18 protein-coding genes are annotated in these 25,150 nt (G+C 69.8%); 8 read left to right on the top strand and 10 right to left on the bottom strand.

Annotation, left to right across the window (positions count from 1 at the left end; genetic code table 11):
• Positions 1 to 231 precede the first annotated feature (231 nt).
• Positions 232 to 807 (top strand): dihydrofolate reductase family protein, encoded by a 576-nt coding sequence (locus ACIBU0_RS02300; protein WP_398810361.1) that lies wholly within the window; start codon positions 232 to 234, stop codon positions 805 to 807.
• On the opposite strand, the gene metG is transcribed toward ACIBU0_RS02300, so the two are convergent.
• The 3 genes from metG to ACIBU0_RS02285 all read right to left on the bottom strand — a co-directional run bounded on the left by metG (position 782) and on the right by ACIBU0_RS02285 (position 3,785).
• The gene (gene metG / locus ACIBU0_RS02295; protein WP_398810358.1) at positions 782 to 2,311 is read right to left on the bottom strand and encodes a methionine--tRNA ligase; all 1,530 of its coding nucleotides are present in this window, start codon (positions 2,309 to 2,311) and stop codon (positions 782 to 784) included. The two genes, ACIBU0_RS02300 and metG, sit on opposite strands and share 26 nt — an antisense overlap.
• A 208-nt stretch (positions 2,312 to 2,519) precedes the next feature.
• Positions 2,520 to 2,969, bottom strand: a complete 450-nt coding sequence (locus ACIBU0_RS02290) for a hypothetical protein (RefSeq protein ID WP_398810355.1) — start codon at positions 2,967 to 2,969, stop codon at positions 2,520 to 2,522.
• Between the two features lie 39 nt (positions 2,970 to 3,008).
• On the bottom strand, positions 3,009 to 3,785 hold the full coding sequence (locus tag ACIBU0_RS02285) for a helix-turn-helix domain-containing protein (RefSeq protein ID WP_398810352.1): 777 nt from the start codon (positions 3,783 to 3,785) through the stop codon (positions 3,009 to 3,011).
• Between the two features lie 73 nt (positions 3,786 to 3,858).
• Here ACIBU0_RS02285 and ACIBU0_RS02280 point away from each other — a divergent pair, with 73 nt between their 5' ends.
• From ACIBU0_RS02280 to ACIBU0_RS02270, 3 genes are all read left to right on the top strand, one after another.
• The gene (locus tag ACIBU0_RS02280; RefSeq protein WP_398810349.1) at positions 3,859 to 4,677 is read left to right on the top strand and encodes a phytanoyl-CoA dioxygenase family protein; all 819 of its coding nucleotides are present in this window, start codon (positions 3,859 to 3,861) and stop codon (positions 4,675 to 4,677) included.
• Positions 4,674 to 4,949: a hypothetical protein gene (locus tag ACIBU0_RS02275; RefSeq protein WP_398810346.1), complete on the top strand. Its 276-nt coding sequence runs from the start codon at positions 4,674 to 4,676 to the stop codon at positions 4,947 to 4,949. The genes ACIBU0_RS02280 and ACIBU0_RS02275 overlap by 4 nt, the downstream gene beginning before the upstream one ends.
• Before the next feature lie 155 nt (positions 4,950 to 5,104).
• Positions 5,105 to 6,619, top strand: coding sequence for an RICIN domain-containing protein (locus ACIBU0_RS02270; protein ID WP_398810343.1), 1,515 nt, complete (start codon positions 5,105 to 5,107; stop codon positions 6,617 to 6,619).
• A gap of 49 nt (positions 6,620 to 6,668) precedes the next feature.
• Here the strand turns inward: ACIBU0_RS02270 and ACIBU0_RS02265 are convergent, their stop codons facing one another.
• Positions 6,669 to 9,122, bottom strand: coding sequence for a SpoIIE family protein phosphatase (locus ACIBU0_RS02265; RefSeq protein WP_398810341.1), 2,454 nt, complete (start codon positions 9,120 to 9,122; stop codon positions 6,669 to 6,671).
• Positions 9,123 to 9,558: 436 nt separating this feature from the next.
• Between ACIBU0_RS02265 and ACIBU0_RS02260 the strand changes: the two genes are divergently transcribed.
• Entirely contained in the window at positions 9,559 to 10,770 is a 1,212-nt protein-coding gene (locus tag ACIBU0_RS02260) for a S8 family peptidase (RefSeq protein WP_398810338.1), read from the top strand.
• Positions 10,771 to 10,869: 99 nt separating this feature from the next.
• On the opposite strand, the gene ACIBU0_RS02255 is transcribed toward ACIBU0_RS02260, so the two are convergent.
• From ACIBU0_RS02255 to ACIBU0_RS02245, 3 genes are all read right to left on the bottom strand, one after another.
• Entirely contained in the window at positions 10,870 to 11,835 is a 966-nt protein-coding gene (locus ACIBU0_RS02255; RefSeq protein ID WP_398810336.1) for a glycoside hydrolase family 6 protein, read from the bottom strand.
• A 97-nt stretch (positions 11,836 to 11,932) separates the two neighbouring features.
• The gene (locus tag ACIBU0_RS02250) at positions 11,933 to 14,005 is read right to left on the bottom strand and encodes a non-reducing end alpha-L-arabinofuranosidase family hydrolase (protein WP_398810334.1); all 2,073 of its coding nucleotides are present in this window, start codon (positions 14,003 to 14,005) and stop codon (positions 11,933 to 11,935) included.
• A 66-nt stretch (positions 14,006 to 14,071) separates the two neighbouring features.
• Positions 14,072 to 15,721 carry a glycoside hydrolase 43 family protein gene (locus tag ACIBU0_RS02245; protein WP_398810332.1) on the bottom strand — a complete coding sequence of 550 codons (1,650 nt, stop codon included), beginning with the start codon at positions 15,719 to 15,721 and terminating at the stop codon, positions 14,072 to 14,074.
• A gap of 358 nt (positions 15,722 to 16,079) precedes the next feature.
• On the opposite strand from ACIBU0_RS02245, the gene ACIBU0_RS02240 reads away from it, so the two are divergent.
• From ACIBU0_RS02240 to ACIBU0_RS02230, 3 genes are read left to right on the top strand one after another with little or no spacing between them, the layout of a single operon-like run.
• Positions 16,080 to 17,726: a glycoside hydrolase family 27 protein gene (locus tag ACIBU0_RS02240; RefSeq protein ID WP_398810330.1), complete on the top strand. Its 1,647-nt coding sequence runs from the start codon at positions 16,080 to 16,082 to the stop codon at positions 17,724 to 17,726.
• Positions 17,723 to 19,216 (top strand): glycoside hydrolase family 43 protein, encoded by a 1,494-nt coding sequence (locus tag ACIBU0_RS02235; RefSeq protein WP_398810327.1) that lies wholly within the window; start codon positions 17,723 to 17,725, stop codon positions 19,214 to 19,216. The genes ACIBU0_RS02240 and ACIBU0_RS02235 overlap by 4 nt, the downstream gene beginning before the upstream one ends.
• 54 nt (positions 19,217 to 19,270) lie before the next feature.
• A complete protein-coding gene (locus tag ACIBU0_RS02230; RefSeq protein WP_398810325.1) occupies positions 19,271 to 20,536 on the top strand; it encodes a cellulose binding domain-containing protein in 1,266 nt (421 codons plus the stop codon).
• Between the two features lie 72 nt (positions 20,537 to 20,608).
• Here ACIBU0_RS02230 and ACIBU0_RS02225 read toward each other — a convergent pair whose 3' ends face one another.
• From ACIBU0_RS02225 to ACIBU0_RS02215, 3 genes are all read right to left on the bottom strand, one after another.
• A complete protein-coding gene (locus ACIBU0_RS02225) occupies positions 20,609 to 22,120 on the bottom strand; it encodes a glycoside hydrolase family 43 protein (RefSeq protein ID WP_398810322.1) in 1,512 nt (503 codons plus the stop codon).
• 41 nt (positions 22,121 to 22,161) lie between these two features.
• Positions 22,162 to 24,297: an alpha-galactosidase gene (locus ACIBU0_RS02220; protein WP_398810320.1), complete on the bottom strand. Its 2,136-nt coding sequence runs from the start codon at positions 24,295 to 24,297 to the stop codon at positions 22,162 to 22,164.
• Between the two features lie 124 nt (positions 24,298 to 24,421).
• A complete protein-coding gene (locus tag ACIBU0_RS02215; RefSeq protein WP_398810318.1) occupies positions 24,422 to 25,138 on the bottom strand; it encodes a cellulase B precursor in 717 nt (238 codons plus the stop codon).
• Positions 25,139 to 25,150: the final 12 nt, after the last annotated feature.

Genomic DNA, 25,150 nt, shown 5'->3' with positions numbered 1-25,150 from the left:
CGGCCCGCGGCTGGGCCTGCACAGTGCGCTGAGCGGTGCTGAACGTTCTCAACCGCTGTCCGCCCGCGGCCGCGTCTCCTGTGCCATTCGAGTGGTCAGGGCCACTGGTGGTTGGCACAGCGATGAGTTCCGGAAGCGTGCCGGGTCTGTACGTGCGACGGTCGCCGAAGGCCCGCGGAGGAGATCGCCCCTCCGTACCCCCGTCGATCAACCGCATTCGAGGAGAACGACATGACCGCTACCTACACCTTCGACGTCTTCTCCAGCCTCGACGGCTACGGCGCCGCCGGCGGCGACTGGACCGGTTACTGGGGCAAGCAGGGCCCCGAGTTGCTCGACCACCGCCTGGCCTTGTACGACGCGGAGCAGCGGATGGTCTTCGGGGCCAACACGTACCGGGCGTTCGCGCGGATGCTGGCCGAGAGCACCGAGGACTCCGACGTGCGGGACCCATGGGTCACGCGGATGAGGAGCATGCCGGCAACCGTGGTGTCGACGACACTGGAAGGCCCCCTCGACTGGCCGGACGCGACCGTCGTGAGCGGCGACGCCGTCGACGTCGTCGCCCGGCTCAAGGAGGAGTCCGAGGTGCCGTTGCGCTCGCACGGCAGCCTGTCGATGAACCGGGCGCTGATGGCCGCCGGCCTGGTCGACCGCTTGCAGGTGACGCTCTTCCCCGTCATCACCGGTCGGACGGGGGCGGATCCGATCTTCCAGGGTGCGGCCGACTTCGACCTGGAGCTGATCGAGAACCGGACGCTCGACGGTCACATCCAAGAGCTCATCTACCGACCCACCCTGCATTGATGCGAGGGAAGAGCGGGTTCGCGGGCGCCAGACTCCCCTCGGCGGGCGTCACTTGCTCCGCGATCCGCCTGGCGGCGTCGGGGATGAAGGGCCGCAGTTCGTCGGCCAGCACGCGGCAGGCTTTGACCAGCGCGGCCAGGACGGCGTCGAGGCGTTCGGCCGCACTGGCGTTGCCCTGCCGTTCCGCTCTGGCCAGTTCCCAGGGGCGGGTGGCGTCGATGCAGCGGTTGGCTTCTTCCACGATGCTCCAGACGGCGTCGGCGGCGCCGCGGAAGTCGAAGTCGGCCAGCGCGGCGTCGATCCGGGCGGGTGCCTGCTCGCACACGTCCAGCAGCGTCGCCACGGCGAACCGGTCGGTGCCGAGCGGGGGCACGGCCCCGCTTCGGTAGCGGTGGACCATCGTCACGACGCGGTGGACGAGGTTGCCCAGCCCCCCGGCGAAGTCCGCGTCGGCGCGGGCGACGAGCCGGTCGGCTGTGAAGTCGGCGTCCCCGACGCGGGGGACCTCGCGCAGCAGCCACCAGCGCACCGCGTCGGTGCCGTAGGCGTCGGCCAGGGCGACGGGGTCGACGGTGGTCCCGCCGGACTTGCTGATCTTGCGGCCGTCGACGGTGAGGTAGTCGTGGACGAGGATGTCGGTGGGCAGCGGCAGTCCGGCCGACAGCAGGATGGCCGGCCAATACACGGCGTGGAAGCGCACCACGCCCTTGCCGACCAGGTGGATGCGGCGTTCGCTGGTGACCCACCACTGCTCGTACAGGGGGTCGTCGGTGCCGTAGCCGAGGCTGGTGACGTAGTTGCCCAGCGCGTCCCACCACACGTAGACGACCTGGGACGGGTCGTCGGGCACGGGGATGCCCCAGCCGCGGGCGCGGCTGTGGGAACGGGAGACGGAGAAGTCGCGCAGTCCGCCCTCGATCAGGGCGAGGACCTCGTTGCGGCGGGCCGCGGGCTCGATGCGCAGGGCGCCGCCGGCGATCAGGTCGTGGAGCCGGTCGGCGTGGCGGGACAGGCGGAAGAACCAGTTCTCCTCCGTGACCAGTTCAGGTTCGGTGCCGTGCTCGGCGCACTGTCCGTCGACCAGTTCGGCTTCGGTGTAGAACTGCTCGCAGCCGACGCAGTACAGGCCCTCGTATTCCTTGCGGTAGAGGTCGCCGGCGGCGGCGCACCGCCGCCACAGGCGCTCGACGCCGATGCGGTGGCGGGGGTCGCTGCTGGTGCGGATGAAGTCGTCGAGCGACAGCGCCAGCGGGCCGCGCAGGGCGGCGAACGCCTCGGCGTTGCGGTCGACCAGCGCCTGCACGTCGATGCCCTCGGCCTCGGCGGCGAGCACGTTCTTGAGGGAGTTGTCGTCGGTCCCGCTCAGCAATCGCACTTGGCCGCCTCGGTGGCGGTGGTGGCGGGCCAGGGTGTCCGCCTGGACGATCTCCAGCGCGAAGCCCAGGTGCGGGCGTGCGTTGACGTACGGAATGGTCGTGGTGATGTAGTGCCGTTGTGCGGTCATGGGTCCTCCCACCGGGTGGCGAGGCCCGGTCCGCACAACGCGTCGAGGCCCCGTCCCGGGGCCTCGGATTCGGTACGCGTCCGTGCTCAGCAGCCCCGTGAGCGGGGCATCATGCGGTGCTGAGGCGAAGGCGTGATCATGGCGCCGATGGTAGCAACAGCGCCGCACGCCGAGCATGCGCTTTTCCTGCGGCGAGCGACCCGGAGCTTCAACCTGCGTCGGCGTCCCTGGCTCTGACGGTGATCCGCGCGTAGTCGTACCCACCAGGCTCAGGCGACGGGTTGTAGGTGACGGTGAAGGTCCGCCGTACGTCGCCGAAGCGGTCGGAGTACGTCACCTCGGACCGGCTGGTGCGCTGCGGCTCGACGGTGATGTCGTACGTGCGCAGGAAGTCCTCGACGCTGGAGTCCTGGCTGTTGCCCACCTCGTACCGGAGCACCGCGGTGCCGTCCTCCACCTTGGCGTACGTGGGTATGTAGTAGCGCCCCGCGGCTTGGTGCTGATCGTGGTGCATCCCCGCCTTGCGCTCCACTGCCTCCTGCGGACCGTCACCGGCCGGCGTGAGCAGCGCGACGGCCGCCCAAGCGATCGCGCCGAGCGTCCACACCACACACAAGGCGAGGAGCCACACCAGCCACCTGCGTCGACGCGGCCTCATAGGTCCCATACGCGTACTCACCCTTTCCCTAGGCGCACTTCACTCCAGCCCCGCAGGGCCAGCCGCACGTACGTCACGCGGGCTCGCGCCGAGTTCACGGCGGCAGGCCTTGTTGAAGGCCTGCAGGTCGGCGATGCCCACCGCCGCGGCGACGGCGGTGATGGACAGGGTGGAGGACAACAGGAGGTGACGGGCGCGCTGAAGGCGTCGGTGCCGGATGTACGACACGACCGTGAGGCCGGTTTCCGCACGGAACACGCGTGTCAGGTGTGTGTGGGAGATTCCGACGGCGCGCGCGACGTCCGGTACGGACAGCGGGCCTGCCAGATGTTCCTCGACGTAGGCCTGGGCGGCTGCCACGAAGGGATGGCGGCGTCCCTCGCCCCTCGGCAGCTCGGCGATGCGCCACAGAGCGGTCCAGACCTCGGCCGTGGCTCGTGGGGGAGCGGTCGGCATGGCCGCCACGGCGTGCCGGAGCAGGTCGGCCAGGCGTGCGCTGTCGGCTGCGGCGTCCTGCATCACCGGCACCTCCCGCGCGGTTCCGCCGTCGTGCAGCCGCAGGTGGACGTAGTAGTGCTCCGACCTGCCCCGGTAGTGGAAGTGCACCTCCGTGTTCGGCGGCACCAGGCTGACGTGGCCGGGACGTATGGGGTGGACCGACTGCCCGAGGGACAGAGCGCCCTCGTAGTGGTAGAGGTGCAGCTGCCACAGATCGGGCAGCCGGAAGACGTCGTGCGCGGTGGAGACGCCGTGCACCCCGATGCCGGCATCGACCACCGTGGGCGGCTCGTCGAGCCGCAGCGTCACGTGTTTCACGAGGACGGAAAATTACCAGCACTGGACGATTTCAGCCCACCACCGAGCCGGACAGGGCCCGTACGTTCGTCGCATGTCAACCAGCAAGCAACTCCTGACATCGGTTCAGGTGGCGCGCTTCGTCGCGCAGGGATTCCTGCGCCTGGACGGGGCGGTGCCGCAGGAGATCAATGAACGGGCCATCGCGGCCTTGACGGAGGGCCTGCCCGAGGTGGCCTACGGCACTCCGCTGGGCCGGGCGTTCACGCCGGACACCTTCGTCCACGAGCTGCTCGCCCTGCCGGTCGTCGCGGGCGCTGTCGAGAGCCTGGTCGGCCCCGAGCCGACCGTCGACCACCATGCGGTTCATGTGCGCGAGCCCCACGAGGGACAGGCGCAGCCGCTCCACGGGGACGCGATCATCGACGTACGGCCGGACGCGTTCGACATCCAGCTCATGTACTACCCGCACGAGGTGACCGCGGAGATGGGCGGCACTCTCAGTGTGCCGGGCAGCCATCTGCGCAGGATCAACGAGACGGACGTCGGCCGCGTCCAGAACCTCCGCGGACAGACCCGTCTGACCTGCCCGGCGGGCACGGTCGTTCTCGTGCACCACGGCATCTGGCACAGCGGCCGCCGCAACGACACCGCGCGCCGTCGCTACATGTACAAAATCCGCCTCAACCCGACCGTGCCGCAGGTGCGTCTGTGGGACGTCTCCGACCTGCACGACCCTGCGGTGAGCGCGGAACTCAACACGTACTTCCCCTGGTACGAGTGGGCCACGGGCCGGCTGGAGATCTACAACCGGGTCCTGCTGTGGCGGGCCCTGACCGGTGACGACTCGTTCGACGTCGACTACTGGGTCACGCGCGTCAGCAACCGGCCGACCCTGAGGAGTCACGCATGAGGCAGCAGGTTCTGGTGCTCTATCTCGCCACGTCGGCGCTGGACTCCGACGTCGTGGGCTGGTCCCGCTACGACGGGACCGGCCGGACCCGACCGACGACCGGTGACAGCGACGAGCCGCCCTATCCCACAGGGCTTGCCGCACTGCACGACGGGTGGCGCCTGTTCCAGGCCTCCCAACTGCTGCCCCCGCAGCCCGGTCACGAGTACGACGTCTCCTTCCTGAAGCACGAGTTCTTCTTCGAGAAGGTGGAGGACAGCCCTCGCTCTTGACGCCGGTCAAGCGCTTCGACAGAACTCTCTGCGAGAGGGAGTTTGCGACCGCACGGTTACGTTCGAAGCGCTTCGACAATATGGTGGTGCCGCGAACGGAGGGCATGTATATGACATCCAGGGTTTCGTGGCAGAGATACGGGAGCAGTACGGCTGTGCTCACCGCGGTGACCGCCCTGCTGGTGGCGCTTCTGACCGGGTTGGGCGCCGCGGGTACGGCGCAGGCGGCCACCGTGGATACGAGTGCGTCGTATGTGCTGGTCAATCGTGGCAGCGGCAAGGCGCTGGATGTGTCCGGCGCGAGCACCGCCGACGGGGCGGCCGTCCAGCAGTGGACCCGCCATGACGGGGCCAACCAGCGGTTCCAGTTCGTGGACTCGGGCGGCGGCTACTACCGGCTGAAGGCGCAGCACTCCGGCAAGGTGCTGGACGTCTCTGGCTATTCCACCGCCGACCTCGCGGACATCGTGCAGTGGAGCGACGCCAACAGCGTCAACCAGCAGTTCCGGCCGGCCGATTCGTCGGACGGTTACGTCCGTCTGATCAACCGCAACAGCGGCAAGGCGGTGGAGGTGCAGAACGCCTCGACCGCGGACGGCGCCAAGGTCGTGCAGTACACCGACGGGGGCGGGGCCGACCAGCAGTGGCAACTGGTCCGCGTCGGCCCGACGGGAGTGCCGGCGCAGGTGCACACCGCGGGTCGGGTCAAGGACGCCGGGAACACGGTGCAGTACAGCTGGCCCGGCGTCTACTTCGAGGGCCGCGTCAGCGGCACCGGCGTGGGCATCGTGCTGGGCGACTCGGCTGCCGACTACGACGTCCAGATCGACGGATCCACCGTTGCCACGCTGGTCACGCCCGGCAACACCACGCACTGGATCAACGGCCTGTCCAACAGCACGCACACCGTCCGGCTCGTCAAGCGCAACGACACCCCGTGGGACACCAGCACGTTCGGAGGCTTCGTCGCCGCGCCCGGTGGTGCCGTACTGAGCAAACCGGCCGCCCGCAGCCGTCAGATCGAGTTCATCGGCGACTCCCTCACGGTGGGCTACGGCAACCTCTCGACCTCCCGCACCTGCCCCGGGGACCAGGTCAGGCGGACCACCAACACCGACGTGAGCTACGGCGCCCTCACCGCCCGGAAACTGAACGCCGACTACCAGATCAACGGCTACTCGGGCCTCGGCATGGTGCGCAACTACAACGGAGGCTCGCCGGACGTCACGTACCGGACCTTCTACGACCGTGCCCTGCTGAACGTGTCCGGCGACGTCTGGCAGAACCCGGGCACCTGGCGCCCCCAGGTCGTCGTGGTCAACCTCGGCACCAACGACTTCTCGACCGCCATCAACCCCGGTGAGCCGTGGACGCCCGACAGTCTCGCGGCCGGCTACCGCAGCGCCTACGGCGACTTCATCCAGAAGCTGCGGACGCGCTACGGGGCCGACACGACCATCGTGGCGGTGGGCGCCGGCCAGTACGCCGGACATGTCCAGCAGGTCGTGAAGGCGCGCAACGACGCAGGCGACAGCCGGGTCCGCTACTGGTTCCTCGACGACTCGGGCCTGGACTTCCTCGGCTGCGACTGGCACTACTCGGCCCACGACGACCGACTCATCGCCGACCGGCTGACCTCGTTCCTCGCCGGTCTGCCGACAGGTTGGTGACTGCACCGACCGGCCACGAGCAGCCCACCAGGAGCATCCGACGCGGATCTCAGTGCGGCCCGGTCTCGGGGAGTGTCTGCGCGCACCAGATGGTCTTGCCGTTGGTGGTGTGCCGGGTGCCCCACCCCTGGGTGAGCTGGGCGACGAGCAGCAGGCCCCGGCCGCCCTCGTCGAAGGCGCGGGCCCGGCGCAGGTGCGGGGCGGTGTTGCTGGCGTCGGAGACCTCGCAGATCAGGGAGGTGTCGCGGATCAGCCGCAGCTTGATCGGCGGCTCGCCGTATCGGATGGCGTTGGTGACCAGCTCGCTGACGACCAGCTCGGTGACGAACGACGCCTCCTCCAGGCCCCAGGCGTCCACCTGGTCGACGGCGAACTTCCTGGCGCGCGGCACCTGCGCGTGGTCGGGCTCGACGTCCCAGTCCGCGACGTGGTGGGGATCCAGCGCGTGCGTGCGGGCGAGCAGCAGGGCGGCGTCGTCGGTACGGCGATCGGGGAGCATGGCATCGATCACCGTGTCGCACAGGGCCTCCAGCGAGGGGGCTGTGTGGTTCAGGACCCGCTGCAGTGCCGCGATCCCTTCATCGACGTCGCGCTCGCGGCTTTCCAGCAGTCCGTCGGTGTAGAGGGCGAGCAGGCTGCCCTCGGGCAGTTCGAGCTCGGTGGCCTCGAACGGCAGCCCGCCGATGCCGAGCGGCGGTCCCGGGTGGGCGGGTACCGGGGTCGTGGTGCCGTCGGGGGAGATGATCAGCGGCAGGGGATGGCCCGCACTCGCCAGCGTGAAGCGGCGGGAGACAGGGTCGTAGACGGTGTACAGGCAGGTGGCACCGGACTCGCCGGTCTGCTGGAAGTGGCCGGCGGGCTGGAGGTCGCTGGCGAGGTGGAGGACCAGGTCGTCCAGGTGGGTCAGCAGCTCGTCCGGCGGAAGGTCCACGTCGGCGAGGGTGCGGACCGCTGTACGCAGCCGGCCCATGCTGGCCGAGGCGTGCAGGCCGTGGCCGACGACATCGCCGACGACCAGGGCGACCCGGGCGCCGGACAGCGGAATGACATCGAACCAGTCACCGCCCACTTCGGCGCCCGTCCCGCCGGGCAGGTAGCGGGATGCCACCTCGACCGCGTCCTGGTTCGGCAGCCCCTGCGGCAGCAGGCTGCGTTGCAGGGTCAGCGCGGTGGACCGTTCGCGCGAGTACCGACGGGCGTTGTCGATGGCGACGGCTGCCTTGGCGGTGAGCTCTTCGGCCAGGATCAGGTCGTCGGCGGTGAAGGCCTCGGGCCGGTCGAGGCGGGAGAAGGTGACGACCCCGAGCAGCGCGCCGCGCGCCCGGAGCGGCACGGTGATCCGGCCGGTCAGCCCGTCCGCGGCGAGGGACTCGTCGATCACCGGGTTGCCCGGCGGCCAGTGGGCCGGGTCGGCGGCGAGCCCGGGCCCGAAGGCCCACTCGCCGCCCTGGCCGGGCTCGGCGGCGAGCTCGACCGTGGACCTGCCGGTGATCATGCAGCGGGCGGCGACGGAACCGGGAGCGTGACTGACCGGTGTCGTGGGGCCGGGAGCCGGGTCGGCCCCCTCTTTCGCGCTGTGCCGGGCGGCGCGGCTGAGCTCGATGGTCTCGCCGCGGGCGAGCGCGGACACGGAGGGCGGCTCCTCTCCGCGCAGTACCTCGTCGAAGAGATCCACGGTGACCAGGTCGGTGAATCCCGGCACCGGAGTGCCGGCCAGTTCATGGGCGGTGCCGATCACGTCGAGGGTGCGGCCGATGCCGCCGCTGGCCTTGTTGAGGATGAGCAGGCGTTGCCGAGCCCAGTACTCGGCGCTCATGTCGAATCCCCAGTTGGCGATCGCGCGGACCCTGCCCTCGGCATCCCGGACGGGCCAGATGCTGGTGGCCCAGGCGTTGGCGTAGTCGCTGCCGCGCGGTTGGAAGACGGTGATGAGGCGCGTGGGCTCGCCCGTCCTCGCCACTTGGGCTAGCGCGTCGGTGTAGGGCTTGTCGTCCCTTTCCGGAAACAGCGTGCGGTCGAACTCGGGAAGCACCTCGCGGTACTTCTTGCCGAGCACTTGCTCCTCGGAGTGCGCGATCACCCGGGCCGAGGAGGCGTTGATCCACAGGAACCGCAGCTCAGGGTCGTAGACACCCAGAGCGAAGGGGCTCTGCTCGAAGGCCCGGTCGGCGATCACCGGGCGGCGTCCCCAGCGCTGGACGGTCACCACATGACCCAGCGCCCGCCCGTCGGGTCCGGACAGCGGGTGAGCCGTCACCACGGCGTCCACCGTGGAACCGTCCCGGTGGCGCAGGAGGATGAAGCCCGTGGGATCGGGGCCTGCGCCGTAGCCCTCGGGGAAGCCGGGGGGCGGGGGATCGACCAGCAGCTCGGTCACGGCACGGCCGACGGTGTCCTCCGCCGTCCAGCCCAGCAGCAGTCGGCCCCCCTCGCTCCAGGCACTCACCCTGCCGTCCGGGTCCACGACCACAACGGCGGTGGGCGCGTCCTGCTTGCCGGCCATCTCCACGCACCACGCCTCCGTCCGGACAGCCGTACCCGTCAGGGCTCGTTTCCAGCGGCTGTTTCCAGCCTAGATCGCTCCCCGCTGCACGGCGCTCCGGCTGGTGCGTTCGGGGTGACGAGGGCCGGCCCGCCCGGCCACCTCCTGCAGGACCGCGAAGAAGATCACCGGGGAGCACAGTGCCTCGTGAGCAGCCGGTGAAGAAATCGGCACAGATAATCCTGGACTGTTCCTATGCCATTCAACCAGCGCTGAGCGCTGCACGTTTGCGTTCGGGTTGCTTCGGATGTGCGTGAACCCTGTGGAGATCGACCATCCGTCGGACGTTGGGGTCGCGCCAGGAGATTGATCTGCTCGCGACAAGTCGGCACTCTCCTGAGCACGCGCAGCGCTGCCGTTCGAACGCAAATCCCCCCACTTCACGAGGAGACCCCTCTTGACGGCGCATCACAAACGCTCAGGCAAGGCCAAGATCGTCACCGCGATCGCGGCCGTCGCAACCGTCGTCGGCACCGGCCTTTACCTGTCCCCCCTCGCCCAGGCGGGACAGCCCGCGGAGGGCAAGGTCTACGGGCTGAACGCCGAAGGAGCCGTGGGCGGCAGCTACATCGTCCTCCTGGACGAGAAGGCGTCCACTGCCGAGAAGCGGGATCTGGCCGCCGAGTACGGTGGCAAGATCAGCCGGACCTACGGCTCGGCGGTCAACGGCTTCTCCGCCGGCAGCCTGACCGAGACGGAGGCCAAGCGTCTCGCGGCCGACCCCGCGGTGGCCAAGGTGGTCCAGAACAAGAAGTTCCACATCAATGCCACCCAGGACAACCCGCCGTCCTGGGGCCTGGACCGGATAGACCAGAAGGACACGGCCGGCGACGGCAAGTACACCTACCCGGACAAGGCCGGGGAAGGCGTGACCGCGTACGTCATCGACACCGGCGTACGCATCAGCCACAAGGACTTCGAGGGCCGTGCCGCCTCCGGGTTCGACGCCGTCGACAACGACGACAATGCCGACGACGGCAACGGCCACGGCACCCATGTGGCGGGAACCATCGCCGGTGCCGCCCATGGTGTGGCCAAGAAGGCCAAGATCGTCGCGGTTCGCGTGCTCGACAACAACGGCTCGGGCACCACCGAGCAGGTCGTCGCCGGCATCGACTGGGTGACCCAGAACCACCAGGGCCCCTCGGTGGCCAACATGAGCCTCGGCGGCGGCGCGGACCCCGCGCTCGACGAGGCGGTCAAGAAGGCCATCTCCTCGGGCGTCACCTTCGCGGTCGCCGCCGGCAACGAGTCGGCGGACGCGGGGCAGGGTTCACCGGCCCGCGTCCCCGAGGCCATCACGGTCGCGTCCAGCACCAAGGACGACGCCCAGTCGGACTTCTCCAACTTCGGCTCGATCGTGGACCTGTACGCGCCGGGCTCGGACATCACCTCCGACTGGAACGACAGCGACCAGGGCACCAAGACGATCTCCGGCACCTCCATGGCCACCCCCCACGTCACGGGAGCCGCCGCCGTCTACCTGGCCGGTCACCCGGACGCCACCCCCGCTCAGGTCGCCACCGCCCTCACTGGCGCGGCAACCGCTGACAAGATCACGAACCCGAGCAGCGGAACGCCCAACAAGCTGCTGAAGGTCACCGAGTAGAGCCACACCGGACACCGGGCCCGGCGGTGCCGCCAGCGCGCGTGCGCAGCGGCATCGCCGGGCCGCGTCGTGCCCGAACCGCGCCCGCGCGGCCCCGCCTCAGTAGCCGTAGATCATCTTGTAGGCGACCTCCGGGAGGAACTGTCCGGCCGAAGTGCCGGTTCCCACCCCGCAGTTGCCGTCGGACTCTCCCGGGACCTTGATCCACAAGAGCATCTCGGCGCCTCCGCCCAGCTGGGTGGGGGTGCCGATACGGCGGCCCGAGGGGTTGCACCACTGGCCGTTGGAGCCGTTGCCGTTGCGGCTGGTGTCCACGACGAACGGCTTGGTGTAGCCGTACCGGGCGCCCAGTTCCCTGTTGATGGCGGCGCCGTACGCGGTGTTCTCGGACGTGGTCAGGTAGTTGGAGACGTTGAGCGAGAAACCGTGGGCCTGCCGCAGGCCCGCTTCGTGGAGGCGCCGGGCCATGGTCGCCGCGCTCGCCCAGGCCGGGTTGCCGGCGTCGAGGTAGACCCAGGTGTTGGGGGCCTGACGGTTGAACTCGGCGAGTGCTCCGGTCAGCATGTTCTCGCGCTCGTCGATCTGGGCCTGGGTCATGCAGCCGTAGTCACCGAGGGAGTCCGGTTCGAGGACGACGACGGCCGGGCGGCCCGCGATCCCGCCCGCGAACTGGGCGATCCAGTTCGCGTAGGCGGACGGCGAGGAGGCTCCGCCCGCGGAGTGCCCGCCGCAGTAGTCCCGGTTGTAGATGTTGTAGGCGACGAGGACGGGCAGCTTGTCGCGGGCGTCCGCGGCGCCGGCGTACGCGCCGGTGGCGGTGCCGATGGTGCCGCTCCAGGAGCCGAACCAGCGGGCCGTCGGTGTGTTGGCGATGGAGGCGTTGATCGCGGGTGTCCGGCCGTCACCGGGGTTGGCGGCGACCCACCGCTTCGCGCTGGAGTCGGGGTCCGCGTAGAACCCGTTGGTCATGGTCGTCGGGTCGGCCGCGTGGGCGGAGGGGGCGGCGGCTAGCGCCAGCGGAAGTGAGGAGAGCGCTGCCACCAGGGCGAGGAGTCTGCGGCGCATGACGGGTACCTCGGCTTTCTGACAGGGGGTGCGTCCGAAGGTCGGGGGCGGGTTGGGGGAGCGCTCCCACCGGAAGCGCTCCCCGCGGCACGGTCGGTCAGCAGGTCGAGTTGGTCTGGGTGAGCAGGCCGAGCCGCCACGGCAGGCTGTTGTAGTCGCCGCCCGCGTTGGGGTTCATGCCCTGGTAGAGGTACTGGAGCCGGCAGGCCGGGATGGTGAGGGTCTGGTCGTACCCGGCTCGGATCATCTCGCCGTGACTGATGTCCCGGGTCCAGGCGCCCGAGGGGAAGGCGACGTTGCCGGCCCGTGCGAACGGGTTGCTCTCGGACGCGGCCAGCGGTGTCCAGGAACCGGCGAGGCTGCCCGAGGTCCAGGAGCGGAAGTAGCGTCGGCCGTCCGATCCGATGGCCTCGACGAGCAGCAGATACTGGTTACTGCCCTGCACCTTGTACACGTTGCTCGCTTCGAACAGGGCGTACTTGTTGGAGTCCTGGGCCGCGATGACGGTGTCGGTGAAGCCGTTCGGGAACTGGCCGACGGTCGTCCGGGACCGGTACAGGTGGCCGTTGTCGTCGGAGGAGAACAGGTAGCAGTTGGCGCTGTCGCAGATCACCCACATGTCGACCCAGTAGCCGTTGCCGATGTTCTGCCGGATGATGTCGGGCATCGACGCGTAGAAGTTGCGCGGCGCGCTCCACCCGTTCGGGTTGCTGATGTCGGGGTTGGTGGAGTACGAGGCGTTGCCGGTCTGGTACACGAGGTACCACAGGCGTTGCGGCGCGTAGTAGAAGACCTGCGGTGCGGCCCGGTAGCCGGAGCCGATGGCGGTCCGGTCGAGGTAGTGGTGCGTGGCCGAGCCGGCCTGGGACCAGTCACTGAAGTTCAGGTAGACCAGGTTGTAGCCGGAGGAACTGGCGACGCTCGCGAACACGTGGTACTTGCCGTTGTACTGGACGACCGTCGGGTCCTTGATCCCGGCGATGTTGTGGGTCGAGTCCGGCTTCGGCGAGATCAGCGGGCCGCTGGAGCTCCACGAGTAACGGCCGGGCAGAGCGGCGGCGTTGGTGGCGCTGCGCGCAGCGGCGGGCGTGCCGCCAGTGGCAGCGGGCATGCCGCGGGTGGCGGTGGGCGTGCTGCGGGTGGCGGCGGGTGTGCCGCCCAGCGTCGTCAGCACCGCGTTGTACGCGGGCTTCTTGTTGCCGCCCCGGTCGAACAGCAGCGGGTTCTCCGAAGCCCGCCAGGAGTCGCTGTCGCGGATGCCCCAGACCGTGATGCCGTTGCAGCGCGCGACGTTCATGCAGGCCCTGACGGTGTTCGCGTACGCGGTCGGCGACGCCTGTGCGATGTCCAGTTCGGTGATCTGGACGTCCACGCCGAGGGCGGCGAAGTTCGACAGCGTGCTCTGGAAACTGGCGGGCGGGCCGCCGGTGCCGAAGTGGGCCTGGAAGCCGACGCAGTCGATGGGCACGCCGCGCGCCTTGAAGTCGCGCACCATGCGGTAGACGCCCTGTGTCTTGGCGTCGCTCCAGTTCTCGATGTTGTAGTCGTTGTAGCAGAGCTTGGCCGCCGGGTCGGCCGACCGCGCGGTGCGGAAGGCCTGCTCGATGAAGCCGTCGCCCAGCAGGTTCTGGAACACCGAGGGGCGGTGCTGGCCGCTGCCGCCGTCCGCGAAGGCCTCGTTGACCACGTCCCAGGCGAAGACCTTGCCCTTGTAGTGGTTCATCACGGTGGTGATGTGGTTGTTCATCACGCCGCGCAGGGTGTTCGCGTCCCTGATGGAGTTGACCCAGCCGGGCAGTTGGGAGTGCCAGACCAGGGTGTGGCCGCGCAGCCGCTGACCGCGGGCCTGCGCGCGGTTCGCGATCTGGTCGCCGGGGCCGAAGTTGAACGCGCCGCGGGACGGCTCGGTCGTGTCCCACTTCATCTCGTTCTCGGGTGTGACCGAGTTGAACTCGCGGTTCAGGATCGTGCTGTACGTGCCGTCGCCGAGCCTGCCGGCGGCCACTGCGGTTCCGAAGTACCGTCCGGACTGGGCGGCTTGGGCGCCCAGTGTGGAGGCCTTGACGGCGTCCGGTGCGCCGGTCGCGGTACCGGGCGTCACCAGGGTGGCCGCGGCCAGGAGGGACAGCACCGTGGCCCGGCGACGGCCGAGTCGTTTCAGCGGGTTCATGGTTCTCCTCGTACGGTCGGGTGGGGGGTTGGGTGGGCGAACCTCCGATCGTTCGGGGCGTGTCGTTCAGGGCGTGGACAGCTCGAACCGCGTGACGCGGACCGCGCCGCCGAGCGCCTGTGTGGCGTGGTTGAAGAGGGCGAACCGGTAGCCCATGAAGAACCGCCAGTCGTTGCCCATGGAGAAGGCGGGTCCGAGGCGGGTGAAGGTGGTGCCGTCGGTGCTGTAGGAGAAGGTGCCGGGGCGTGCCGTGCCGGGGCGGATGTCCGCGGTGGCGCGCAGCCAGATGCGGCCGCCCGAAGCGGGCGCGCTCGCCACCTCGGTGCCCGTGCCGGTGGTGTTCCAGTTGCCGTCCATGGTCAGCCCGTTGACCATCACCACTCGCGTCCTGCCGCCGTCGCGCTTGAGGCCGATCCAGGCGGAGGAGTCACGCAGCAGCGCGAGTCCGGCCCGGTCGCCGTCCCGCATCGCGGAGTGGTCGAGCTGAACCGTGGCGGTGGAGGTGGGGCCCTGGATGCGATGCGTGAGGGTGTTGCGGGCCCAGTAGAGGTCGTTGGTGACGGTCGCGGTCCGCAGGGTCAGGCCGTTGCCGACCGACCACTTGGTGTTGTCCGGGTTGTGGTTCCACTCCCATCTCGGTTTGAGGGTCGTGCCGTCGAAGGTGTCCACCCCGGTCATGGGGGTGACCTCGCGGGGCGGCGTGGGCACGACCGGGCTGGGATACGAGGTGCCCCATGCGCCGTTTACGAGTTGCACGACGGGCCAGCCGTCCGAGGTCCAGGTGACGGGCGCCAGGGCGGGCATCCGGCCGCCGGGGTATGCGTCGACGAAGGCCATGTAGTACCAGGCACCGCTCTGCGTCTGCACCAGCCCGCCCTGGTGCGGGACGCCACCGCCGGGGATCGGCCCGCGCAGGTCGAGGAGGACCTGCCGCATCGTGTACGGACCGAAGGGGCCGCTCGACGACTTCAGGATGTACTGGCCGTTCGCGGGGCGGGTCAGGAAGATGTAGTACTGCCCGTTGATCTTGTAGAAGCGGGATCCCTCGAGGGTGCCGACACTGGACGGAGTGGTGAACACCTGCTGAGTGCGCACCTGGGTGCGGCCGTCGGGCGAGAGCTGGGCCACGCTGATGGTGGTGTTCCCGTAGGCCACGTACAGGGTGTCGTCGGTGTCGACGAGCAGCCCCGCGTCGTAGTACGGGGTGCTGATCGTCGTCAGCCTGCTCCACGGTCCCTCGACGGCGGTCGCGGTGTAGACGTACGTCCGGGCGAAGTCGATCTGGCCCAGCCAGTAGAACGTCCTGTTGCTCGGACGGTAGGCCAGCGACGACGCCCAGATCCCTCTGACGTAGCCACGGGCGCCGTTCAGGTCGTACTTGGCGCCGAAGTCGAGGACCGGCACGGAGTGACCGGCGATCTCCCAGTGCACCAGGTCGTACGAACGCAGGACGGGTGCGCCCGGCGAGTAGTGCATGGTCGAGGCCGAGGCATAGAAGGTGTCGCCGACGCGGATGACGTCGATGTCCGCGAAGTCCTGCCAAATCACCGGGTTCGCGTACGACGTGGCGGTCGCGCGGGCCGATCCCTGGGAGGGAGCGGAGTCGGCGGCGCGGGAGGTTCCGGTCAGAGGGAGCAAGGAACCGGCGGCGAGGCCGGTGGCGGCCGCCAGCGCGCGGCGACGAGGCCAGTATTGATCAGAACATGACAGATTCATAGGTGGCGCTCTCCGATGATGTTCGCGATGTCGAACGCAGATCGGTTTGTCGAGCATTCTGGATGATAGGAGGCCGGTTGAACGCGTCAATACCTTTCGCATGATTCGCGAGTGACATCGAAAGATTCGAAGGCTTCCCTATCGGGTTGTCGTGGGCCGACTGACCGAATGTCCCAGATCGGGAACGGTTCTCGCCATTGCGAGTAGGTGGCGGAGTTCGATGGCCGGATGGTGTTGACATGTCCGGGCGTCTCTCTAGTATCCCTGAGGCCACAATTTTCCGAATGGCGTTCGAAATTTCGCAACGGTTAGAAGCCTCCCGCGTCCATGTCATGGACCTGACCTACAGGGGCCCTCAGTGCTCAGACGATCAGGCAGACGACTGCTCCACCTCCTCGCGGCCGCCGCGCTGACGGTCACCGCCTCCGTGACGGCCTCCGCCGGCACGACCGCCGAGGCCGCACCGGGCAGCCCGGCGTTGACGCCGCCGCTGGGCTGGAACAGCTGGAACAGTTTCGGGTGCGGGATCACCGAGGCGCAGGTCCGTCAGGCCGCCGACGCGATGGTGAACTCGGGTATGCGCGATGCCGGCTACCGGTACGTCGTCGTCGACGACTGCTGGTTCGACCCGCAGCGTGACAGCGCGGGCAACCTGCGGGCCAACCCGACCAAGTTCCCGAGCGGGATGAAGGCGCTCGGGGACTACATCCACAGCAAGGGCCTGAAGTTCGGCATCTACCAAGTGCCGGGCGACCGCACCTGCGCGCAGACAACGGGCGCCTACCCGGGGTCCACGGGCAGCCGAGGGCACGAGGTGCAGGACGCCAAGACGTTCGCCTCGTGGGGTGTGGACTACCTCAAGTACGACTGGTGTTCCTCCAGCGGCACCCGGGACGAGCAGATCGCACAGTTCACCATCATGCGTGATGCCCTGCGCGCCACCGGGCGGCCGATCGTCTACAGCATCAACCCGAACAGCTTCCACGCGATCACGGGCGCCACGTACAACTGGGGTGAGGTCGCCGACCTGTGGCGCACGACCGAGGACCTGCTCGACATCTGGCAGAACAACAACACCAACAGCTACCCCATGGGTGTGGGCAACGTCCTCGACGTCACCGCCCCCCTGGCCGCTCAGTCGGGTCCGGGCCACTGGAACGACCCGGACATGCTGGTCGTCGGCCGCCCCGGCCTGTCCCTGACCGAGTCCCGTTCCCACTTCGCCCTGTGGTCGCTGATGAGTGCCCCGCTCATGGCCGGCAACGACATCCGCACCATGTCCGCCGACGTGAGCGCCATCCTGCGCAACCCACGCCTCCTCGCGGTCAACCAGGACACCCTCGGCGCGGGCGGACGCCGGGTCCGCGACGACGGCAGCACCGAGGTGTTCGCCAAACCCCTGTCCGACGGCTCCGTCGCCGTCGGCCTGTTCAACCGCGGAAGCGGAACCGCGACCATCACCACCACGGCCGCGCAAGTCGGCCTGTCCGGCGGCTCGTTCACCCTCACCGACCTGTGGACCGGCGGCACATCGAGCACCTCCGGCCAGATATCGGCCAGCGTCCCCGCACACGGTGTCGCCGTGTTCAAGGTGACCGGCGGCAGCCCGCTGGCCTCCACCACCTCGCGGTTGCGGGGCAGCGCCTCCGGCCGCTGCGTGGACGTGGACAACGCTTCCACCGCAGCCGGGGTCACGGTTCTGCTCTGGGACTGCCACACGGCCGCCAACCAGTTGTGGACCACGTGGGCGGGCGGCGAGATCCGCGTCTTCGGAGACAAGTGCCTGGACGCCTACAACCAGGGCACCACCAACGGCACCCGGGTCATCACCTGGCCCTGCAACGGCCAGGACAACCAGAAGTGGACCGTCGGCTCCGACGGGTCGATCCGCAACGTCCGCGCCGGACTGTGCCTCGACGTCAACGGCGCCGGCACCGCCAACGGCACCGCGCTGGTCCTGTGGACCTGCAACGGCCAGGCCGGCCAGAAGTGGACCCGCGCATGAGAGACGTCGCGCACCCCGTCACCAGCTCACCCGCCGGCCGACGTCCTGGGGAGGCCATGATGATCCCGGCTCCGTCATTGCCCGCCACCCGCACCAGGCTCACCCGGGCAGTCGCCTGGACCGTGGGCCTCCTGCTGGCCTTCGCCGTCGTCCCCGCCGCGGTGCAGCCCACGCCGGCCAGGGCCGACAACCCCATCGTCCAGCACATCTACACCGCCGACCCGGCCCCGCTGGTCCACAACGGACGGGTCTACCTCTACACCGGGCACGACGAGGACGGCTCCACCTACTTCACCATGAAGGACTGGCGGGTGTGGTCCTCCGCCGACATGGTCAACTGGACCGACCACGGCTCCCCGCTCAGCCTGGTCACCTTCAGCTGGGCGTCCGCCGACGCTTGGGCGGGACAGGCCGTGGAGCGAGGCGGCCGGTTCTACTGGTACGTGCCCGTGAAGAACCGGGCGACCGGCCGCATGGCCATCGGCGTGGCGGTGTCGGACAGCCCCACCGGACCGTTCCGGGACGCACTCGGCCATCCGCTGGTGGAGAACGGCGAGATCGACCCGACCGTCTTCCTCGACGACGACGGCCAGGCCTACCTGTACTGGGGCAACCCGAATCTGTCGTACGTCAGGCTGAACGCCGACATGACCTCCTACTCGGGCGGCGTCAACAGAATCCCGCTCACCACCGCGGGGTTCGGCACCCGCACCGGTGACCCCAACCGTCCCACGCTGTACGAGGAGGGTCCCTGGGTCTACAAGCGGAACGGCCTGTACTACATGGTGTTCGCGGCCAAGTGCTGCTCGGAGTTCATCGCGTACTCCACCGCACCCGGCCCGACCGGGCCCTGGACCTACCGCGGGACGGTGATGCCCACCCAGGGCAGCAGCTTCACCAACCACCCCGGGATCGTGGACTTCAAGGGCAATTCCTACTTCTTCTACCACAACGGCGCCCTCCCGGGCGGCGGCGGCTTCACCCGCTCGGTCGCGGTGGAGCGGTTCTCCTACAACGCCGACGGCACCATCCCGGTGATCAACATGTCGAGCGGCGGGGCACCCCAGGTCGGCACACTCAACCCGTACGTTCGCCAGGAGGCCGAGACGATCGCCTGGGGGTCCGGGATCGAGACCGAACCGGCCGGCGAAGGCGGAAGGAACGTCGGCTGGATCGACAACGGCGACTACCTCAAGGTCAAGGGAGTGGCCTTCGGGTCGGGGGCGTCCTCCTTCACCGCGCGCGTGGCCTCGGGCAGCGGGGGCGGCACCGTCGAACTGCGCCTGGGTTCGCCGAGCGGGACGGTCGTCGGCCGGTGCGGTGTGCCGAACACCGGGGGCTGGCAGAGCTGGACGACGGTGACCTGCCCGGTCACCGGCGGGACCGGAACCCAGGACCTGTACCTGCGGTTCAGCGGCGGCAGCGGCTACCTGCTCAACATCAACTGGTGGCAGTTCAACCCCGCCACCACCGTGACGGCACCGCGGTAACCACAGAAGGGCAGTTGCATGCTGACAAGGGCAAGATCCCTCTTATGGCCCGCCATGGTCGCGGTGCTGCTCGTCCTGAGCATGGGCGGCACGGCACTGGGCCGCGGCCAGGGCGAGGACACCCGGCTCGCCGGCTCCGGCACGGCCGCCGCACCCGTCGGCCCCGCCGCCGCGAGCCCCGGATGCGGCAAGGCCCCCACCCTGACGAGCGGTACGCACACGATCTCCAGCGGCGGCAAGAACCGGAGCTTCATCCTGCGGATCCCGGACGGCTACGACCGCAACCGCGCCCACCGGCTGGTCTTCGGGTTCCACTGGCTGGGCGGCACCTCCACCGACGTCGCCACCGGCCGCACCGTGGAAACGGGCACCTGGGCCTACTACGGGCTCCAGCGACTGGCGAACAACAGCACCATCTTCGTCGCCCCCCAAGGCCTCAACAACGGCTGGGCCAACAACGGCGGGGAGGACGTCACCTTCGTCGACGACATGCTCAGGCGCATCGAGTCCGACCTGTGCGTCGACACGACACAGCGCTTCGCCCTGGGATTCAGCTACGGCGCCGCCATGTCGTACGCCCTCGCATGTTCCCGCGCGACGGTCTTCCGCGCGGTCGCGGTGCAGAGCGGCGGGCAGCTCAGCGGATGCAGCGGCGGCACCCAGCCGATCGCCTACCTCGGCGTGCACGGCCTCAGGGACAACGTCCTCGGCATCTCCGGCGGACGGGCACTGCGGGACAGGTTCGTCAGGAACAACGGCTGCACCCCTCAGAACCCGCCGGAACCGGCGCAGGGCAGCCTGACGCACCGGGTCACCACCTACGCGGGGTGCTCGGCCGGGCATCCGGTCGCCTGGGCGGCGTTCGACGAAGGGCACATCGCCGCCCCGCAGGACGGGGCCCCCGGTGACAGCGGCAGGACCTGGGTGCCTCAGGAGGTGTGGAAGTTCTTCACCCAGTTCCAGACCTCCGACCCGCCGCCGGACACGGCGACCTGCCGGGTCACCAGCACCGTCAACGCGTGGAACACCGGCCTGACGTCGAACATCACCATCGCCAACACCGGCACCACCGCGATCGACGGCTGGTCCCTTGCTTTCACCCTGCCCGACGGCCAGACCATCACCTCCGGCTGGAACGCGGATTATTTGGCCGCCGCAGGCCGGGTGACGGCCAGGAACGTCTCCCACAACGCCACCATTGCTCCGGGCACTTCGGTCGACATCGGCTTCCAGGCAACCCACACGGGCAATCCCGCCCCGCCGACGGCCTACAGCCTCAACGGCACCGCCTGCGCCGTCACAGCGAGTGCACCGCAGTGACCAGGTGGCCCGGCCCCTGGACAGCGACGTCACGTCCAGGGGCCGGCGATCCGAACGCTTTCTTCGGCCGGTTCAGCCTTCGAGGGGTTCGTACTGGAACCAGTCGAAGTGGACGGTGCCTTCGGCGGCGTACATGCCGATGACGCGGCCGGTGAAGCCGCCGGCGACCTCGGTGGACAGGTAGCGGCCGTCAAGGGCGGCGAGTTCGGTGAAGGTGCCGTCGGGTTGTTCGATGCCGAGGGAGACGATGTCGGGTCCGGTGCACGGTCCGTGCGGAGGCGGCGGGTCCGTGATGGTGAGGGCGAGGACCAGGGGCCCGGCGGGTACGGGGCGTTCGGCCACGACCGTGCGCAGGGAGCCGACGCGCGCGATCACCCGTACGTCCGTCCCGGACGCCTCGATCGCGTAGTGGTGCCGCTCGTCGAGCCGGACGGCGAGGCCGCCGCGACCCGCTGCCGGGTCGACCAGGGTGCGGGCCCGGCAGGTGAGGTGTTGCTGGCGGCGGCCGGTGAACACCACGTCGGGCTCGTCCAGGGAGGCGCCCCGCGCGTGGAGCGTCAGCCATCCGGGGCGCTCCTTGGTGGTGCAGAGCTCGGCTGGGCGGTCCCGCACGGAGATCCAGGACGCCCCGAGTTCGCTGAGCTCGAAGTCGTCGCGTCCTTCCTCGACGGGGGCGGGGGAGAGCGGCCACGGGAGCGTGGAGAGTTCCGTGGTGACCTCGCCGACGACGGGCCAGCCGTCCTCCCAGGTCACGGGTGCCAGGAAGGTCTCCCGGCCGAGTACGTGCCAGCCGGGGGTGCCGCCGCGCGGGCGTACGCCGAGGAAGACCATCCACCAGGAGTCGTCGGGAGCCTGGACGAGGTCGGCGTGGCCGGTGTTCTGGACGGGGTGGTCGGTGCCGCGGTGGGTGAGGACGGGGTTGGCCGGGCACGGCTCGAAGGGGCCGGTCGGCGTGCGGCCGCGGGCGATGGACACGCCGTGGCCGCGTTCGGTGCCGCCCTCGGCGATGAGCAGGTACCAGTAATCGCCGATGCGGTACAGGTGGGGTGCTTCCGGGGCCTTGGCGCCGGGACCGCCGGACCAGAGCTTGTGCGGTGTGCCGTAGGTCTGTCCGGTGGACGGGTCGAGGCGGACCTGTGCGACCCCGGCGACGGTGCACCAGCAGGTGCCGTCCTCGTCCCAGGCGAGGTCGGGGTCGATGCCGGGGACGCCGGGTGCCCAGATGGGGTCCGACCACGGTCCGGCGGGGTCGGTGGCGGTGACGATGAGGTTGCCGCCGCCCTCGCTGCAGTTGGTGACGATCAGCCAGAAGCGGCCGTCGTGGTGGCGCAGGGTGGGGGCGTAGATGCCGCCCGAGGACGGCATGGACGCCGGCAGGCGCAGTTGCTCCGGCCGGTCGAGGGCGTTGCCGATCTGTCGCCAGTGCACGAGGTCGCGGCTGTGGAAGAGGGGTACGCCGGGGAAGTACTCGAAGCTGGAGCAGGCGAGGTAGTAGTCGTCGCCGACCCGGCAGACGCTGGGGTCGGGGTGGAAGCCGGGGAGCACCGGGTTGGTGGCGGGGGCGGGCTGGTTCTGGGCGGGCACCCTTGGTCGTCCTTTCGTCGGGTGGGCGGCGGGGACGGCGCTCAGCGAGCGTCCGGCTCCGTGCGGGTGATGCGGAGCAGCGCCGCGGAGGGCGCGCTGGGCAGGGTCACGGTGAGGTCGGCGGTGTCCGGGTTCCAGACGGCGACGGCCTGACCTGCGGCGGGGTACAGCACCTCGGCACGGGCCGCGCCGTCCGCCCGTTCGGGCAGCCGGAGGGTGGTGGTGGCCGCTCCGCCCGGGCGGCGCCAGACGGTGAGGTAGGTGGTGGCGGGGGTGTGCAGGGCCAGGGCGATCCAGGGGTCGTCCCAGCCGGGAAGGCCGAGTGGCCAGGTCGGCACGGCCTCCGCCAGGTCGGCGCGGACGGCCTTGTATGCGGCAACCGCCTCGTGGACCAGGGCGCGGGCCTCGGGCCCCAGCTCCGGCAGGAGGCCGGAGAGGTGGATGCGGCCGAGGAGGGCGCTGGCCATGGTGAAGGCGACCTCGTCGAGGGAGTCCTCCGGCTGCGGATAGGCCCACACGGCGCCCTGCTCGGGGGTGACGGCGGTGGGCGCGGAGGCCGCGATGGGCGCGTAGAGGAGCAGGTTCTGCTGGTCGCTGGTGGACTGCAGTTGCAGCCGGGACAGCAGGGCGTGGTCCCAGCGCATACCGCCCGAGGCGCAGTTCTCCACGACCAGGAGCGGATGGCGGTCCAGGATGCCGTCGAGCCAGTCCAGGTGCGCCCGGTTGTGGCCGAGCAGACCGGCGCCCGGGGTCTCGCCGGGGTGGGCGCTGGTGCCGGAGCCGGGGTCGATGTTGTGGTCGAGTTTGAGGTAGCCGACGCCCCACTCGCCGACCAGGCGGTCCACGACCTGGTCCAGGTGGGCGCGGGCGGCCGGGTGACGCAGGTCCAGGTGGTGCCGGCCGGTCTCCGTGAGGCGGACGCCGTCGCGACGGAAGAACGCCTCGTCGGGCAGGGACTTGGCCATGGGGCTGTCGACACCGATGACTTCCGGCTCCAGCCACAGGCCGGGCACCATGCCGCGTTCGCGGATGCGGTCCAGCACCTCGTGGATCCCCTTCTCACCGGGGAAGCGGGAGGCGGCCGGTTCCCAGGCGCCGACGGTGGTCCACCAGCCGCCGTTGTCGCCGTCGTACCAGCCCGCGTCAATGACGAAGTACTCGGCGCCGGCCTCGGCCGCCGCGTCGATCAGCGGCAGCAGCTTGTCGGTGGTGGGGTCGCCCATCAGGCAGTTCATGTAGTCGTTGAAGATGACGGGCAGTCGCCGGTGGTCGGGATGCGGGCGGCGATGGGCGCGGCGGTAGCGGGTCAGCGCGGCGAACGCGGCGTCGGGGCCGCCGTCGGCGCTGAAGGACAGGGCCACGGGTACGGTGCGGAAGGCGGCGCCGGGTTCCAGGGGGTGGCGCCAGCCGTGGTGGGCGTCGGTGGGCCCGAACAGTGCCGCGTAGGCCGCCTGGTCGTGCTCTTGGCACTCCCAGCGCCAGCCGCCGCCGTTGTGCTCGATCTGCCACACCCACGTGCGGCCGGTACGCCGGTCCGTCAGGCCGCCCATGGGCAGGTGTCCGCAACTGGACCAGGTGCCCTGGCCGTTCAGGGCGAAGCCGGCCTTGCCATGCCCGTACTGCACGCGTCCGCTGACGCCGGGTGTGGTCCGGCGCATCGGCTGTCGCTGCCAGCGGCACTCGGCGAGCCAGTCGTTGTCCGCCCACAGCAGGTCGGCGGCGTCGACGGCCGCCGGGTCCCGCGGGGTGAGGCAGCCCACCACGAGCGAGCTGACCGACTCCAGGTGCAGTGTGGTCCGCCCTTCGTTGCGCAGGGTCACTTCGCTGCGGAGCACGGGGATGCCGTCAGGCGACCGGTAGGTCACCTCCGCGGCCAGTCCGGTTTCCGGGTCGTGGAGATGCACGGTCAGCGTGTGCCAGTCGCCGTCGCGGGCCGCGCTGTGGGCCCGGTGGCGCAGCCGCCCGCCGAGAGCTGTCCCGATCAGACGGCTGCCCGACCAGCCGCGGCCCTGACCTGCGGCCGTCACTTCCACCAGAGGCAGGGACGCGCCGGGGTCGCCGCCCCCTTCGCCGGGCAGTCCGAGATGCGTCAGGCGGGCGCTGTCGTCGTCGCCGAGGACGAACTCGAGATGCAGGGCGTCGTGACCCCAGCGGAAGCTCCGCTGTCCGTTCTCCATGGTGTCCTTTCCAGGTCAGTGGCCGGGCTGTGGGCCGGTGTCTCGGTACAGGCCGTGCTCGCCGTCGAACTCGACGGCGAGCACGGTGGTGTGCGGCGCGGTGATGCGCGAGGGCAGCGCGGCGTCAGAAGCCCACGGCGCCCCAGGAGTGAGCCGTGTAGTCGCCCGGCCCGAATTCCCATCCGGCCATGACGCTGTTCAGGTAGTGGTCGCCGGTGTAGAAGCCCCTGTTCAGGCCGTAGTTGAAGAACGGGGTGAGGCTGCCGGACCACCAGCCGGACTTGCTCCTGTCCAGGAAGCTGAGGGTGTGGCCGCCGTTGCTCCAGGTGTACTCGTAGATGTCCCAGGTGCGGCCGCCCAGGCTGACGTTGGTCGCGGCCGGGATCGCGTTGCCGTTCGCGTCGTAGCGGTCGGCCAGCGGCTTGGTGTTGTACCAGTTGAGCCAGATCATGATCTCGGTCTTGGAGTTGCGGTCGGTCGGAGCGGGGTAGGGGTCGATGAAGATGTCGTACGCGGCGTCGTAGTACGAGCCGGACTTCGGCCACGCCGACTGGCTGAACCACGTGTTGTTGTTGGGGCTGACGTCGCGGATCTTCTTGGGGAGTGTGGTCACCGGGGACGACCAGCCCCAGTCCTTGCCGTTGACCATGGCGACGAAGCCGGTGCCGGTCGAGGAGTTCACACCCCACGAGTTGTCGTTGCTGTACCACGTCGAGGCGTTGCCGCCGGTCGAGTAGTGCTTGAACCAGTACGTCTGTGAGGCTGCCACTGCCGAGTTCGGCAGGGTGAAGACGAGAGCCAGCGCCGCGAGCAGCGCGGCCCAGCCGATACGGAATCTCATCAGCCCTCCGGA

The organism is Streptomyces sp. NPDC049627, from assembly GCF_044465645.1.
In the GTDB taxonomy this organism is placed as follows: domain Bacteria; phylum Actinomycetota; class Actinomycetes; order Streptomycetales; family Streptomycetaceae; genus Streptomyces.
The sequence above is the reverse complement of the archived record's forward strand: the minus strand, read 5'-3'. Positions and strand labels throughout refer to the sequence as shown.

Bases quoted from the DNA above. Each gene is read 5' to 3' on its own strand.
- ACIBU0_RS02300 (WP_398810361.1), top strand. From the start codon at position 232: ATGACCGCTACCTACACCTTCGACGTCTTCTCCAGCCTCGACGGCTAC.
- metG (WP_398810358.1), bottom strand. From the start codon at position 2,311: ATGACCGCACAACGGCACTACATCACCACGACCATTCCGTACGTCAAC.
- ACIBU0_RS02290 (WP_398810355.1), bottom strand. From the start codon at position 2,969: ATGAGGCCGCGTCGACGCAGGTGGCTGGTGTGGCTCCTCGCCTTGTGT.
- ACIBU0_RS02280 (WP_398810349.1), top strand. From the start codon at position 3,859: ATGTCAACCAGCAAGCAACTCCTGACATCGGTTCAGGTGGCGCGCTTC.
- ACIBU0_RS02275 (WP_398810346.1), top strand. From the start codon at position 4,674: ATGAGGCAGCAGGTTCTGGTGCTCTATCTCGCCACGTCGGCGCTGGAC.
- ACIBU0_RS02265 (WP_398810341.1), bottom strand. From the start codon at position 9,122: ATGGCCGGCAAGCAGGACGCGCCCACCGCCGTTGTGGTCGTGGACCCG.
- ACIBU0_RS02255 (WP_398810336.1), bottom strand. From the start codon at position 11,835: ATGCGCCGCAGACTCCTCGCCCTGGTGGCAGCGCTCTCCTCACTTCCG.
- ACIBU0_RS02250 (WP_398810334.1), bottom strand. From the start codon at position 14,005: ATGAACCCGCTGAAACGACTCGGCCGTCGCCGGGCCACGGTGCTGTCC.
- ACIBU0_RS02245 (WP_398810332.1), bottom strand. From the start codon at position 15,721: ATGAATCTGTCATGTTCTGATCAATACTGGCCTCGTCGCCGCGCGCTG.
- ACIBU0_RS02235 (WP_398810327.1), top strand. From the start codon at position 17,723: ATGAGAGACGTCGCGCACCCCGTCACCAGCTCACCCGCCGGCCGACGT.
- ACIBU0_RS02230 (WP_398810325.1), top strand. From the start codon at position 19,271: ATGGTCGCGGTGCTGCTCGTCCTGAGCATGGGCGGCACGGCACTGGGC.
- ACIBU0_RS02220 (WP_398810320.1), bottom strand. From the start codon at position 24,297: ATGGAGAACGGACAGCGGAGCTTCCGCTGGGGTCACGACGCCCTGCAT.
- ACIBU0_RS02215 (WP_398810318.1), bottom strand. From the start codon at position 25,138: ATGAGATTCCGTATCGGCTGGGCCGCGCTGCTCGCGGCGCTGGCTCTC.